Below are 14238 nucleotides of genomic sequence, written 5' to 3' on the forward strand. Positions count from 1 at the left end.
CGACTCAACCCGGCTTGACCGCCTGATATTCCGCCAGGACTGACAGCGCACGGCTTTCGATGTGCCGTCTCACGCCCGTGAAACCCGCATTCTCCAGCGTGTCGAGCACCCCGCTCGGCGGCACGCAGGCTTCGATGGTGTCCCAGTAGTAGCGCCACAGTTTGGCCGACTCGGTGCTGCTGCCGGCCAGGCGGGCCAGCACCGGCACCACGCCGCGCATGTAGATCTTGAGCAGAGCCTGGCTCCAGGCGCGTTCCGGTTTGGTGATCTCGAGCAGGCACAGGCGGCCGCCGGGCTTGAGGACGCGATGGAATTCGCCGAAGGCGACCGAGAGGTCGCTGATATGGCGCAGCGCGTAGCCCATGCTGAGAAAGTTGAAGCTGGCATCGGGAAACGGGATCGCCTCCGCCCGCCCCTCGATGAGCTGGACGCCGGGCAGGTTGGCGCAGGCCATCATGCCGGCGCTGGGATCGACGCCCACCACCAGGGCGGGATCGCCCACCAGCGTCACCGCTTCGCGCGCCATCAGGCCGGTACCGACACCGATGTCGACGATACGCATGCCGGGTTTCAGCCCCGCCCGCTGCAGCGCCTGGTTGCGGTACCAGGGCCCGCTGCCCAGCGCCAGCAGACGGTCGATGCGGTCGTAGTCGGCGGCGGTGCGGTCGAACAGATTGCCGACGAAACCGCGCCGTTCCTGTTCGCTGGCGTAGTAGCCGGTGAGGGGCGGATGCGGGGCGTGCACCGTCTGCGCGGACGAATCGGGGGTAGTTTTCATGGGAGGGTTGACCGGTGAATGTTCAGGCGCCGCAGCAGCAGAAGCGGCAAGCGCAGCAGGAAACCCAGCATCAGCCGGAGGTGCATCCAGGTGAGCAAGGTGTTGTCGCGCAGGTAATTGAAGTGGGAAACGCCACCTTCGTCGGCGCGCAGGTATTTCACCGGCGCGGGCAGGTTGATCGGGTGCACGCCGCGCCAGCACAGGCGCACCACAGCTTCGGGGTCGAAGTCGAAGCGGCGCATCCAGCGCTGGCTGCGCATCACCTGACGCAGGGGGTCGATCGGGTAGACGCGAAAGCCGTAAAGCGAATCGCCGATGCCCGCCCACAGGGTTTCCAGATTGGCCCAGCCGTTGGAAATCTTGCGGCCCTGTACCCGCAGCGCGGGGGCGTCGGCATCGAACACCGGCTTGCCGAGGATCATCGCCTCGGACGCCCGCTGCGAGGCGGCCATGAAGGCCGGGATGAGGTCGGCCGGATGCTGGCCGTCGGCGTCCATGGTCAGGGCGTGGGTGAAACCCTGCCGCGCGGCGAGGTCCAGGCCGTGCAGCACGGCCGCGCCCTTGCCGCCGTTTTGGGGCAGCACCAGCACCTTCAGGTGAGCGTCGTTCGCCGCCATGTCCTGCAGGCCTGCGGCGGTATCGTCGGTGCTGCCGTCCACCACCACCCACACCGGCGCCCACTGGGCGCGGGCGGCGCGCACCGTCTCGTAGACCTGTGCCCCCGGGTTATAGCTGGGGATCAGCACCAGATGGCTGGCGGAGGCGTTCACGTCCATCAGGTGGGCCGCGCTGCGCCGGATTCCGCGGCCTGCGGGGCATCGGGCTGCAGGAAACGCGGTGCATCGCGTAGTTCATCGATGAAGTAGCGTTCCAGTTCCCCAGTAAAGGGCCCGGCCTTTACCGGCGGATCGAAGCGGCGGCCGAGCCGGATGCGATAGGTGATCGGCATCGGTGGGCGGCGGAACAGCGGCCAGCCTTTGCCGAGGTAGCCCGAGTCGGTCTCGATGAACACAGTCTGGATCGGCACACGGGCCCGGCTGGCGATGAGCGCGGTGGTGCCCTTGCAGGCGTTGATCGGCCAGCGGGTGGTACGGGTGCCTTCGGGGAAGAGCAGCAGGTGGCTGCCATTCCGCAATTCAGCCACGGCCTGCCTGATCATGCTCAGCTGCGCGTCGTTGCGGATGTAGCCGGCCAGGCGGGCGCCGGCACCGAGGAAGACGTTGTCGAAGATGTCGGCCTTGATGATGCAGGCCATGTTGGGCAGGCGCGAGATAACCATCAGGGCATCGAGCAGGCAGGGGTGGTTGGGGGCGATGATCAGCGGGCCTTGGCCGCGCAAGGCATCGAGTTCGGTAAGGTCGAAGCGGCAAGCCCCGATGAGGGCGAGCGCGCCAATGTAGAGGCGCGTACAGAGGGTGGCGGCCCAACGCCCAAGCGGGTCGGCCCAAGGTTTCGGCAAGACGTGATAAAGGGGTACGGCGAACAGCGTCCAGGTCAGGGAAATCGTGCCGAGTAGCCCCAGACCGAACCACAGTGCGAAATATTCGTAGAGCCGATGCAGCCAGCGCCGCGGCAGACTGGGCGGCGAAGCCAGGCTTGTGTTCACTCGGCCGCCTCGACGCGGGTGGACGATTCGCCGAGGATCCAGGCAATGCCGACGCCAGCGGTAAAGTAATTTTCACTCTTGACCAGCGGGCTGTCGGCGAAGACGGCGCCCTTGAGGGTATCCTGGCGCACAAACGCGCCCAGCCAGTATTTCGGGTAACGCTTCGACAGCGACATCAGGAACTGGCTGCCGGCGTAGCCGCCCTTGGCGTCGAAGGCCGGGCGGTCTGCGGTGGCGTATTGCGGCGCCACCGAATAGAAATAGTCATGGTTGCGTTCCGAGCCATATATCGGTCCGGCGAGCAGCCCCAGATTCCAGCCGGGAAGCCCCGCGACATCGACGATGTCGAGGTTGAGGCGCGGCGAGAATACCCAGCCGACCTCGTTCATTTCCCCTTCCACGGCGACGGCGGGGCGTATCGGCAGGCGCAGGTCCAGCCGGGTGCGCCGGTCGGGGGTGCGCCACAGGTTGAGGTTGAGCGAGGGGCCGAATTCCACCGTCGGCTGCAGATCGGGCATGCCCTGGCGCGCCCGGTTGTCGTCGCTGTTCACCGGCAGCGAGGCGCCGAGGCTGAGATTGAGTTCGATGCGGTCGTTGCCGAACAGGGTGCCGCGAATGCCCTGCCGGTCCGCCTTGAGAAACTCGCCGCGGTAGATGAGGTAAGGGAACGGGATGGCGTAGAGGCTGGACTGGTCCGAACCGCGATAGTCCGGAAAAAACAGGGCGCTGATGCCGACGCCAAGTTCCCACAGGGGCTTTTCAGTCGCGCAGGCATGGCCGGAATGAAGGCCGGCGAGCAGCAGCGCGGCAAGCGGGATCAGGCGGAGGTGGAGCGACATGGCATGTCCGCTGTTGGAATATCCGCCTGTCCGGAGCCGATGGCATGGCCGCCCGAGGCCTCGACTTCGACCAGCAGCTCGGCACGACAGACGTCGGCTTGCAGGAACACCACCGACACCGGGGCGCCGATGAATTGCGCCATTTCGCGGCGCACCGTGGCCAAGTCTTCAGGGCGCCGGACATAGACCGTGTAGGCAAACTGGTCGAGACGGAAGCCGGCAGCCGGCGCCTGGCGGTTGGCCTCGGCGACGATGGCCGCGATGTTGTGCAGGCACTCCCGCGTCTGCGCCGCCACATCGCCGTGATGCAGGGTTTGATGGCCGACGATGCTGGCGGTGCCGGAGATGAACAGCATGTCGCGCCCTCCCAGCCTGACCAGCCCCGCGCGGGAGAAGGTCGGGCTGCGCGGCCCATACTGGCTGGGATAATGATAGGCACTGAGCTGGCGCGGATTCTCGACGCCGACCACGTTCACCCGCGCCGCCAGGAAGGCAATCTGGAGGCCGCCGCCGGCGGAGCCCAGGGCGCAGGCGGCGGGCACATTGTCGACGACCGAGCGGCCATGAGACAGGAAGGCATCCTGACGGCCGATATTGAACTGACGGTAGCGCTCCATGGCGTGGCTTTCCCGGTTGATCGCGGGGAAATAGTTCCAGACGCGCAGGACGGTGCGATAGCCGCGGGCTTCAAGCAGCTCGAAGATGGCCTGGTAGGCCGCTTCCGTGGCGGCCTGCAGGGGTGCGCGCGCATCATCCGGCACGGCCTCGTCCAGACTCATGCAGCCGTACAGCAGCGTGTCGCCCTGACGGTAGCGGATGGGGCCATGCCGGCCAGACGTCAGGGGCTCCGCGCAATGCCAGACTTCGCAGATCGCCTCCTCCCCGGCCGGCAGGCTCATGTCCACGGCCAGCAGCGGCAGCCCTGCCCCATCGAGCGGGCGGGCGGGATGGGAAAAGCAGACGCCGCCCAACACACTGCCCTGGCCACTCAGGCGGGAAAGCCGGGACGCGGGCAGAACCTCCAGCCGCAGAGTCGCTTCCGCAAGCATCATTGGCGGCCGGCCGGGATATTCAGCCAGCGCCGCGTCCTGGCCGGAGCGTTGAGGGAATCGATTGCCTTGAACGCCGGCAGCGCGGCGGCCGCCGACCCGTGTGGCATGGAATCGTGCGACATGAGGCTTCCCCTGGGTGATGGTTGCACTGCGAAAGGCCCTGTCCGCATGAACCGAAAAACCAGGCAATTTTACCTAAACAAACGTCGTTGCTGGGGGTATTCGCCCGTTCCGGTGTTGGGCTGGCAGGCTGCTAGGCTTAATCTGACCCGCAAATCCGGCGAGAACCGCCCATGACGGCCGAACGAATCGAGACCCTGTGTTATGCCGTGCGCTGGCAGGTGCTGCTGAAGTACCTGGGTATGCTCGGCGTCGTGCTGGCAGCGCTGAACAGCGTGCCATTCGCGGTCGCCGCGCTGCTCGGCGAATTCACGGTGGCCGGACGCTACGCCATGATGCTGGTCGCGCTGCTGGCGTTGGCCGTGCCGCTGGCGCGCATGGCGGCTCCCGACCGCCTGCAGGTGAACGAGGCGCTGGCGGTGGTGGGGCTGGTGTTTATTCTCGGCTCGCTGGTGATGAGCTATCCCCTTGGCGCGGCCGGCGACAGCTGGCTCGATGGCTGGTTCGAGGCGGTTTCCGGCATCACCACCACCGGCCTTAGCACCACGGCCTCGGTAGAGGACAAATCCCGCGCGTTCCTGTTCGCCCGTGCCTGGATGCAGTGGTACGGCGGCCTCGGTATTGTGATCCTGTCGCTGGCCCTGTTCCTGCACAACGGCGTGGCCGGGCGGCGGCTGATGGACACCGAAGCCACCGGCGACACCCTGGTTTCCACCACGCGCACCTATGCGCGGCGTATCGGCCTGGTGTACGCGGTGCTCACGGTGTGCGCGGTGCTCGGCATCTGGCTGGCGGTCGGCGATGGCTTCGTTGCGCTGGCGCACGGCCTGAGCGCGGTCGCCACCGGTGGCTTTTCCACTTTCGATGACAGCCTGGCGGGGCTGGAGCCCGCTGCGGCCGCGGCGATCATGGGCTTCTCGTGGCTGGGAGCGGTGTCCTTGCCCCTCTACTCCCTCGCCTGGCAGAAAGGCCCGGCCAGCCTCTTCCGGGATCCCGAGTTGCGTGCGTTGATCGTTGCCACCGCGCTGCTGGGCACGCTGCTTTACCTGTGGATGCCGACGGGCGGCGGCCGGCTGGATGCGCTGCTCATGGGCATGAGCGCCCAGAGCACGGCCGGGTTCTCCACGGTGGCTGTCAGCGACCTTGATGATGCCTCCAAGCTCGCCATGACCGGCGCCATGCTGATCGGCGGCAGCGTCGGCTCCACCGCCGGCGGCTTCAAGCTGCTGCGGCTGCTGCTGTTGCTGCGACTGCTGCAACTGGTCCTGATACGCACGGCCGCGCCGCGCCACGCGGTGATTGACGTGCGGCACAGCGGGCAGCAGGTGGATGACACGGACCTGTGGCGCGCCATGCTGCTGATAGTGATGTTCGCGCTGCTGGTTTTTCTGTCGTGGCTGACCTTCGTCGCCCACGGCTATCCGGCGCTGGATGCCTTGTTCGAGGTGGCCTCCGCAAGCGGCACGGTCGGGCTGTCGACCGGCATTACCCGGCCGGATCTGGAGCCGTTTCTGAAGGCCGTACTATGCTTCGATATGTTGGCCGGGCGGATGGAAATCTTTGCGCTGCTGGTGGTGCTGTATCCGGGCACCTGGTTCGGCAAGCGATCGGGGGCGTTATGAGGGCGGTATTCGTAGGGGCGGGATCGCTGGCGGTGATGACTGCACGTCACCTGCTCAAGCGCGGCCACGAGGTGGTCATGATCGATTGGAACAAGGATCGCATCGATGCGCTTGCGGAGGAGATGGACTGCGGTTTTCTGCACGGCGACGGCAGCAAGCCGGCACTGCTGCGCGAAGCCGATCCGTCAACGACCGATTTCCTGTTCTGTCTCACCGGAAACGACCAGACCAACATCCTGGCGAGCCTTGCCGGCCGCTCTCTCGGCTATGGCCGGGTGGTGCCGAAGATCGACGACCCGGAGTTCGAGCACCTGTGCATCGAGCTCGGCCTCGAGGACGCGATCATTCCGGCGCGGACCACCGGCCGCTATCTCGCGGACATGTTCGAGGGCCATGACCACATGGAGATCATCGCGCTGGTCAAGGACGAGGCGCGGGTGTTCTCCTTCGTCGCCCGCGAAGCGGACGAGAAGCCCATCGATGAGCTGGATCTTCCGCGGGACAGCCGGGTGATGTTCCTGTACCGGGATGAGAAATTCATGCTGCCGGAGCCGGACAGCAAATTAAAGCGGGGCGACGAGGTCATGATCGTCACCCACAGCAGGAACATCGAAAAACTGCACGAGCGCTGGCGCGCCTGAGCGCCAGTTTCGGGCGTAAAAGCCCGTTCCCCTGCCCCGGTTCGCATTTCGGCGAGAAGAGCGCGCAACGCGCATTCGGACAGCTTGGTCTACGCTGAACTTGTACGCTCATCGTGCAACGGAGACAGCCATCCAGGCGACGAGAACCGCCGTAAGGGCTCGCCAAAATGAATGATTTATCGTCTCCCTAAAGAATCGGCAAAGAATCGGCAGATGACGAAATCGACCTTGAAGAAATCACCCGGCAGCCGTATCCAGTCGCCCTTGTGGGCGATTGCGGCCAGCATCCTGTTCGTCGCTGCGACGCTCGCCCTGTTGATCCATTTCGGCGCGCACGAGCAGGTGCTGCACCTGCTGCGGTGGTTCGATGCGCAGGGCGCGTGGGCGCCGCTGCTGTTCATCCTGATCATGGCGGCGGTGGTGATACTGGTGCTGCCGGGGGTGCTGTTCACCACCGGCGCCGGGTTTGTGTTCGGCGTCGTGGAAGGATCTATCTACGTGGTGGCGGGCACGACGCTCGGGGCGACGCTGGCCTTCCTCATCGCACGCTATCTGTTCGGGCAACGCGCCAGACAGTTCGTCATGGCCCGCAGCCGGCTCCGGCTGGTGAGCGACGAGCTGACGCCGTACGGATGGAAGATCGTTCTGCTGACGCGCCTGATCCCGTTCTTTCCCAGCAAGCTCTCCAACTATTTTTTCGGGCTGACGCCATTTTCTCTGCGTGGGTACGTCGGCGGCTCGCTGCTGGGCTTCATTCCCTTCTCGGTCAACAACGTGTATCTCGGCTCGATCGCCGCCGATCTCTCCACCCTCGGCGCGCGCAGCGCGGACCGCTCGCCACTGGAATGGACGCTTTACGGCGCCGGCTTCGTCGCCGCCGTGCTCGCGGTCGTCATCCTCAGCCGGCTCGCGCGCCGGGCGCTGACCCGCTATGCTGAACAAGGCGCGATCGAGGAGGACTTGCCGTGAGCTGGATGAAATGGCTGCCCTGGCGCTTTGTCGTGCGATATGCTGCGCGTCGCCAGGGCTTCCTGGACCCCATTGCCCTGCTGGCGCGGCTGCACAGCTTTGCACAGCCGTCCGAAGTGGGCGAGCCGATCGAATTGCTGCGCGCCGGCGTAGTGTTCCACGCGCGCGGCCTGATCAACAGCCGGGTCATCCAGCACAACCTGGACTGGGTCTGGCCCTACTGGATCGAACGCCAGTTCGATCCGCTCGACGTGTCCTTCATCCCGCGCGCCTTCTCCATCACCCATGTCAATCTCACCCACCGCAACTGGACTGCGGTCGGCTATCCGGATTGCGCGGAACTGCCGATCGTCGACCCGCGCGGGCTGCTGACCCCCCTGCTCGATGGCTGGTCGCTCGACGGCTGGCTGCTGGCCGAGGACGGACGCTGCCTGCTGCCCTCGCGGGCCGCCGATTGCCGCCAGCGGCAGGACATCGACTCTGGTGTTCGCATCACCACCGAAACGAAAACGACCGGGCTGGCGCTGACCAGCAGCGCCTGGGTCGAGCTCGAATCGGGCATCCCGGTCTGCAAGCTGAATCTGCGGGCGCGGGCCGACAGCGCCGCCTGGCTGGTACTGGCGCTGCGTCCGGCAAACCCGGAAGGCATCAGCTTCATCCACCAGGTCAGCCTGTCGCCGGCGCGCGATGCCTGGATCATCGACGACGATCAGCGGGTCGAATTCGGCAGTGCCGCCGTGCGGCATCACGTCTCCGATTATCGCCACGGGGATGTGTTCATTCATCTCAGGGATCGCGACGACCAGACCGAAGGCCTGTGCGACGTCGGCATGGTCACCGCGGCCGCGCTGTTTCCGGTCGGGGCCGAGAGAGATGCCGAAATCACCGTGAGCATCCCGCTCGCGGCCGCGGCGCCGCTCGCCGCCGATGCCTGGGACACCGCACAGCGCGGTCGCTGCAGGCTTACCTGTCCGGAGCCGCGTTATCAGTTTCTCTACGACGCCGCGATCGCCTCGCTGATCCTGCATTCGCCGGACGACGTCTACCCTGGTCCCTACACCTACAAGCGGTTCTGGTTTCGCGATGCCGCCTTCATCATCCATGCCCTGCTCTGCGCCGGTCTCACGGATCGCGCCGAACGCGCGCTGGCGCGCTTCCCGGCGCGGCAGACGACGCTCGGCTATTTCCGTTCGCAGGAGGGCGAATGGGACGCCAACGGCGAAGTGCTGTGGATCCTGCAGCGTTTCTTCGCCCTGAGCAATCGCCCCCCCTCTCCCGAATGGCTCGGCCCGATCCGGCGCGGCGCACGCTGGATCATGCGCAAGCGGCTCAGCGACGATCTGGACGCGCCGCACGCCGGGTTGCTGCCGGCCGGCTTCAGCGCCGAACACCTGGGGCCCAACGACTATTACTACTGGGACGATTTCTGGGGGATCGCCGGCTTGCGCGCGGCGGCGGCCATGCTGGCGGACTCTGACCCCGCCCACAGCCGGGAATTCGCACAGGCCGCCGACGATTTTGCGGCGGCGGTGGAGAGCAGCCTGGCCGGCTGCGAAGAACGGCTCGGCCGCCCGGCCATGCCGGCGTCGCCCTATCGCCGTCTGGATGCCGGCGCCATCGGTTCGCTGGCGTGCGGCTACCCGGTGCAACTCGCTGCGCAGGACGACCCACGCCTGCTCGATTGCGTCGAGTTCCTGCTCGACCGCTGTTTCGTCAAGGGCGCGTTCTACCAGGACATGATCCATTCCGGCCTCAATGCCTACCTGACCCTGCACGTCGCCCAGGTGCTGCTGCGCGCCGGCGACCCGCGCTATCTCGAACTGATGGATGCGGTCGCCGCCCTGGCTTCGCCGACCGGCCAGTGGCCGGAGGCGATCCATCCGCTGACCGGCGGCGGCTGCATGGGCGACGGCCACCATGTCTGGGCCGCCGCCGAGTGGCTGCTGACGATCCGCAACTGCTTCGTGCGCGAGGAAGGCGAAGGCCTCATCCTGTGTGCGGGAATTCCCGCGCGCTGGCTCGACCAGACCGCGCCGATCCGCTTCGGCCCTGCGCCCACCACATTTGGAACGGTATCGATCGGCATCACACTGGATCCAGGCAAAGCGCCGCGCGTCGAATGGCAGGCCGACTGGCATCGCAGCGCGCCGCCAATCGAGGTCCACCTGCCCGGTTACGCACCGGCCAGCCCGCAAGCCGGCGCCGACTCGGTGATTCTCGTCAAAAAGGAGCCGGGGGCATGAACTCAAATTCCTCACCACAGAGGCACAGAGGCACAGAGAAAAACCAATGGGTCGTTTCTGCCTGGCACCTCGCCCGAAGGCGTGCCGCCGGAAAATCGACTATCCGTTGTTTTTTCGATTCTCTCTGTGCCTCTGTGCCTCCGTGGTTCAAACCGGGGGTTCAAGGATGAATATCCTCATCTTCACCAACACCTTCACCCCGCACGTCGGCGGGGTGGCGCATTCGGTAGAAGCGTTCACCGAGGAATATCGCACCCGCGGGCACCGGGTACTGGTGGTGGCGCCCGAGTTTCCCGACATGCCACACGACGAGACCGACGTGATGCGCATTTCCGCGATCCAGAATTTCAACGCCAGCGATTTTTCGGTGGTGCTGCCGATCCACCCAGCGCTGTCCGACACGATCGATGCCTTTCGGCCCGACATCGTGCATGCCCAGCACCCTTTCCTGCTCGGCATGACCGCGATGCGGATCGCGCGCCACCGGGGGCTGCCGCTGGTGTTCACCCATCACACCCTGTACGAGCGATACACCCACTATGTTCCCGGCGACTCCCCCGCGCTGAAGCGCTTCACGATCGAACTCGCCACCCGCTACGCCAACCTCGCCGACCAGGTGTTCGCGCCCAGCGAGAGCATCCGCGACCTGCTGCAGCAGCGTGGTGTCGTCACGCCGATTGCGGTGGTGCCCACCGGGGTTCGGCTGGAACACTTCGCACACGGCGACGGTCCCGCCTTCCGCCAGCGGATGCGGATTCCGGCGGATGCCTTCGTGGTCGGCCACCTGGGCCGCCTGGCGCCGGAAAAGAACCTGGAATTTCTGGCGCAGGCGGTCGCCGACTTCGTCGGCAGCCACCCGCGCGCGCACTTTCTGGTGATCGGCAGCGGCCCCTCCGAAACCGCCATGCGCGACGTATTTGTCCGGGCAGGACTCGAAGCGCGGCTGCATGTCGCCGGCATCCTGAAACAGCAGGCACTGGCCGACGCCCTGCACGCCATGGATCTGTTCGCCTTCGCGTCGACCAGCGAGACGCAGGGCATGGTGCTGACCGAAGCCATGGCGGCCGGCCTGCCGGTCGTCGCTCTGGATGCGTCCGGTGTCCGGGAAGTAGTGCGGGACCGGCACAACGGCCGCCTGCTGCGCGAGACGACGTCCGCGGCATTCGGCGCCGCCCTGCAGTGGGTGGCTGCGCTGCCTGCCGAATCCTTGCGCGATCTGAAACAGGCCGCACTCGAAACCGCCGAGGCCTTTTCCATGCCCCGCTCGGCGGACAGGGCCCTGGCCTGTTACGAAGCGCTCAAACCCGGAAAAGCCACCGAATCGGGCGAGGATGTGAGCGCCTGGGAAGAGGTCATGACCGCGATCAGGACGGAGTGGGACATTCTGAAAAGCGTGGCCGGCGCGGGCGATGCGGCCTTTGGCGCCGGCCTGTTTTCCGACAAGGAAGACAGAACCTAAAAACCGCAGTTGACCGCTCATCACCCATGCAAACGCCCATGAACACAAGAATGAGTACCTTCAATACCGTTCACCCGGTGGGTGAGTCCGGCTACACGCCCGATGGCACGCCTGCTCGTGCGCCTGCCTTTGTCGCGCCTCCTTGCGGGCCCCGGCCCGCGGCGTCGTTGCTTCGCGGCAGACACCCGATCAGACGCACCCTCGGGCGCGTCCAACTGCGGTTTCTAGGATGATGCATGATGCGCGGCCCGCGCACGGTTTGGCTTTGAATGCGAGCGGATAGCCGATGCTCAGCCGAATCGAGACCCTTTTTCGCCGCCTGCGCCGCAACCTCAGCCGCAGCGTCTGGCTGGCGCGTCTGCTGCGCCTGCCCGTGTCGGAAGGATCGTCGACACGGCCGGGGCTGATCATGGTTCAGATCGACGGACTTTCGCACCCGCAGTTCGAACGCGCACTGAATCGCGGTGAATTGCCGTTTCTGCGGCGGCTGCTCAGGCGCGAGCACTATCGGATGCATGACCACTATTCGGGCCTGCCGTCGACGACGCCTGCGGTCCAGGCCGAACTCTTCTATGGTGTCAAAGCTGCCGTCCCGGCATTCTCCTTCAGGGACCGCGAATCGCGCCGGATCGTGCGCATGTACGAGCCGGACACGGCGGCGCGCGTCGAGGCACTGCTCGCGAGCAACGGCAACGAGGCGCTGCTCAGGGACGGCAGCGCCTACTCGGACAGCTACACCGGCGGCGCCGCAGAATCGCATTTCTGTCCCTCATCGATGGGCTGGGGGTCGACGTTTCGTGCGGCCAATCCATTGGTGCTGCTGGCATTTCTGCTCAGCAATTTCTACAGTTTTCTGCGCGTCGCCGTCCTGGTGGCGATGGAGCTGGGGCTGGCGCTGCACGATTTTGTGCGCGGCCTGATCGCAGGGCATGACTTCTTCAAGGAGCTGAAATTCGTTCCCACTCGGGCCGCCATTTCCATCCTGCTGCGCGAGCTCTGCGTGATCGGCGGCAAGATCGATATCAGCCGCGGCCTGCCCGTCATCCACATCAACTTCCTCGGTTACGACGAACAGTCGCACCGTCGCGGCCCGCGTTCGCTGTTTGCCCACTGGACGCTGAAGGGGATCGACGATGCCGTCGCCCGTCTGTGGCGCGCCGCCAACCATTCGGCATGGCGGCACTACGAAGTCTGGGTCTATTCCGACCACGGGCAGGCCGCCGTCCAGTCCTACCTGCAGCTTCAGGGCTATAGCCTGGAGGATGCGGTGACGGCGGCGTTCGAGAAACTGGGCACCACCGGGCTGAATATTCGCAGCCAAAACGCGGGCGGCATCCAGACGCAGCGGGTTCGCTTTCTGGGCGGGCGAAAATTTCAGCGTCTGTTTTCGGTGCTCGGCATCAATGGTGGGGAAGCGGACGAACAATACCCACTCGTCGCCGCCCTCGGCCCGGTGGGCCATGTCTATTTTCCGCATGACCTCGCCGGCGACGCGCGCGATTTTGTCGCCCGCGAACTGGCGCACATGCACAAGGTTCCGCTCGTGCTCAGCGTGACGGCCCCGGGCACGCTGTGCGCCCGCACCGACGCCGGCGAATTCCTTTTGCCGCAGGATCGCGCCGCACTGTTTGGCGCGCAGCATCCGTTTCTCGATTCGGTCGGCGAGGACCTGGTGCGCCTGTGCGAACATGCGGAGGCCGGCGACCTTGTCCTGCTCGGCTGGCGCGACGGCGTGGCACCGATGAGCTTTGCCACGGAGAACGGTGCACACGCCGGCGCCTCGCCGGAAGAAACCCACGCCTTTGCCCTGCTTCCCGCCGACACGCCACTGGCAGCACGCGAGCATGAATATCTGCGGCCGATCGATCTGCGCAACGCCGCGCTGCAACACCTGGGGCGCACCGAGAATCGGCCTCGCGGCGCCGGCAAACGGCTTCCCGCAGCGCCGACGGACAGCCTTCGCGTCATGACCTACAACGTACACGGCTGCGTCGGTATGGACGGCAAGCTCGATGTCGAACGCATTGCCCGCGTGATCGCCCGCGCCCGGCCGGATGTGGTGGCGCTGCAGGAACTGGACGTGGGCCGCCAGCGCAGTCTGGGCATGGATCAGGCGCACCTGATCGCCCGTTACCTGGAAATGGAATTTCACTTCCACCCGGCCATGCACCTGGAGGAAGAACGCTACGGGGATGCCATCCTGACGCACCTGCCGCAGCGCCTGGTCAAGGCCGGCTCGCTGCCCGGACTCGCCGGCAAGCCGCACCTCGAACCGCGCGGCGCGCTCTGGGTTGCCGCCGACCTGCACGGCAGGGAAGTTCAGATCATCAATACCCACATGGGCCTCTATCCGCGTGAACGCATCGCGCAGGTCGCGACCCTGCTCGGTAGCGACTGGCTGGCGCACGAACAGTGCCGGGGACCGGTGATTCTGTGCGGCGACTTCAACGCATTGCCGTCATCGCCGGTGTGCTGCCAGATCGGCGCTCAGCTCAGAGATGCTCAAGCCGAGGCGAAACACCACCGCCCCCACGCCACCTTTTCCAGCCGCCTTCCGCGTATGCGCATCGACCACATCTTCATCAGCCCTGGGCTTGAAGTGAGCGGCATTGAGGTTTCCCATTCCGAACTGGCGCGCGTCGCCTCCGACCACCTGCCCCTGATTGCGGAGATACGTATTCCCGTGCATCGGCCGTCGGCCGCAAACAGGGCGGGACGATCGGCGTGAACAGCCAGGTGGTTGCTGGCGATGGCCTGTTACCTGCCGGCAATGCGTGGTTGTTGCCGATTAATCGGCTTACAGCCACGGCCTCCCCTTTACGGGGAATACTTTGCCGGCACGCGGTCCGAGCGCTATCCGTTGTGTCGGGAAGGTATCCCCGAGAGAGACGGAATGAAGGAACATTGCG

General features: G+C 65.8%; 12 protein-coding genes. 6 read left to right on the forward strand and 6 right to left on the reverse strand.

Going from position 1 to position 14238, the window contains the following annotated elements:
• Positions 1-4: 4 nt before the first annotated feature.
• Genes ACZ41T_RS02240 through ACZ41T_RS02265 form a run of 6 tightly spaced genes read right to left on the reverse strand, consistent with a single transcriptional unit; the run spans position 5 to position 4397 of the window.
• A complete protein-coding gene (locus ACZ41T_RS02240; RefSeq protein ID WP_464922857.1) occupies positions 5-778 on the reverse strand; it encodes a class I SAM-dependent methyltransferase in 774 nt (257 codons plus the stop codon).
• Positions 775-1554, reverse strand: coding sequence for a glycosyltransferase family 2 protein (locus tag ACZ41T_RS02245; protein WP_464922858.1), 780 nt, complete (start codon positions 1552-1554; stop codon positions 775-777). The genes ACZ41T_RS02240 and ACZ41T_RS02245 overlap by 4 nt, the downstream gene beginning before the upstream one ends.
• A complete protein-coding gene (locus ACZ41T_RS02250) occupies positions 1554-2384 on the reverse strand; it encodes a lysophospholipid acyltransferase family protein (protein WP_464922859.1) in 831 nt (276 codons plus the stop codon). The genes ACZ41T_RS02245 and ACZ41T_RS02250 overlap by 1 nt, the downstream gene beginning before the upstream one ends.
• Complete coding sequence (locus ACZ41T_RS02255) at positions 2381-3223, reverse strand: MipA/OmpV family protein (protein ID WP_464922860.1); 843 nt, start codon at positions 3221-3223, stop codon at positions 2381-2383. The genes ACZ41T_RS02250 and ACZ41T_RS02255 overlap by 4 nt, the downstream gene beginning before the upstream one ends.
• Complete coding sequence (locus tag ACZ41T_RS02260; RefSeq protein WP_464922861.1) at positions 3202-4275, reverse strand: chorismate transformation FkbO/Hyg5 family protein; 1074 nt, start codon at positions 4273-4275, stop codon at positions 3202-3204. Before ACZ41T_RS02260 ends, ACZ41T_RS02255 begins: the two co-directional genes overlap by 22 nt.
• The gene (locus ACZ41T_RS02265) at positions 4272-4397 is read right to left on the reverse strand and encodes a hypothetical protein (protein WP_464922862.1); all 126 of its coding nucleotides are present in this window, start codon (positions 4395-4397) and stop codon (positions 4272-4274) included. Before ACZ41T_RS02265 ends, ACZ41T_RS02260 begins: the two co-directional genes overlap by 4 nt.
• 171 nt (positions 4398-4568) lie before the next feature.
• Here ACZ41T_RS02265 and ACZ41T_RS02270 point away from each other — a divergent pair, with 171 nt between their 5' ends.
• The 6 genes from ACZ41T_RS02270 (at position 4569) to ACZ41T_RS02295 (ending at position 14057) form a co-directional block, all read left to right on the forward strand.
• Positions 4569-6017 (forward strand): TrkH family potassium uptake protein, encoded by a 1449-nt coding sequence (locus tag ACZ41T_RS02270; RefSeq protein WP_464922863.1) that lies wholly within the window; start codon positions 4569-4571, stop codon positions 6015-6017.
• Positions 6014-6658: a potassium channel family protein gene (locus ACZ41T_RS02275; protein ID WP_464922864.1), complete on the forward strand. Its 645-nt coding sequence runs from the start codon at positions 6014-6016 to the stop codon at positions 6656-6658. The genes ACZ41T_RS02270 and ACZ41T_RS02275 overlap by 4 nt, the downstream gene beginning before the upstream one ends.
• A gap of 213 nt (positions 6659-6871) precedes the next feature.
• A complete protein-coding gene (locus tag ACZ41T_RS02280; RefSeq protein WP_464922865.1) occupies positions 6872-7627 on the forward strand; it encodes a TVP38/TMEM64 family protein in 756 nt (251 codons plus the stop codon).
• The gene (locus tag ACZ41T_RS02285) at positions 7624-9870 is read left to right on the forward strand and encodes a hypothetical protein (protein WP_464922866.1); all 2247 of its coding nucleotides are present in this window, start codon (positions 7624-7626) and stop codon (positions 9868-9870) included. The genes ACZ41T_RS02280 and ACZ41T_RS02285 overlap by 4 nt, the downstream gene beginning before the upstream one ends.
• Positions 9871-10036: 166 nt before the next feature.
• Positions 10037-11329: a glycosyltransferase gene (locus ACZ41T_RS02290; protein WP_464922867.1), complete on the forward strand. Its 1293-nt coding sequence runs from the start codon at positions 10037-10039 to the stop codon at positions 11327-11329.
• Between the two features lie 286 nt (positions 11330-11615).
• Positions 11616-14057 carry an endonuclease/exonuclease/phosphatase family protein gene (locus ACZ41T_RS02295; RefSeq protein WP_464922868.1) on the forward strand — a complete coding sequence of 814 codons (2442 nt, stop codon included), beginning with the start codon at positions 11616-11618 and terminating at the stop codon, positions 14055-14057.
• Positions 14058-14238 lie beyond the last annotated feature (181 nt).

This window comes from Thiobacillus thiophilus, assembly GCF_055378705.1.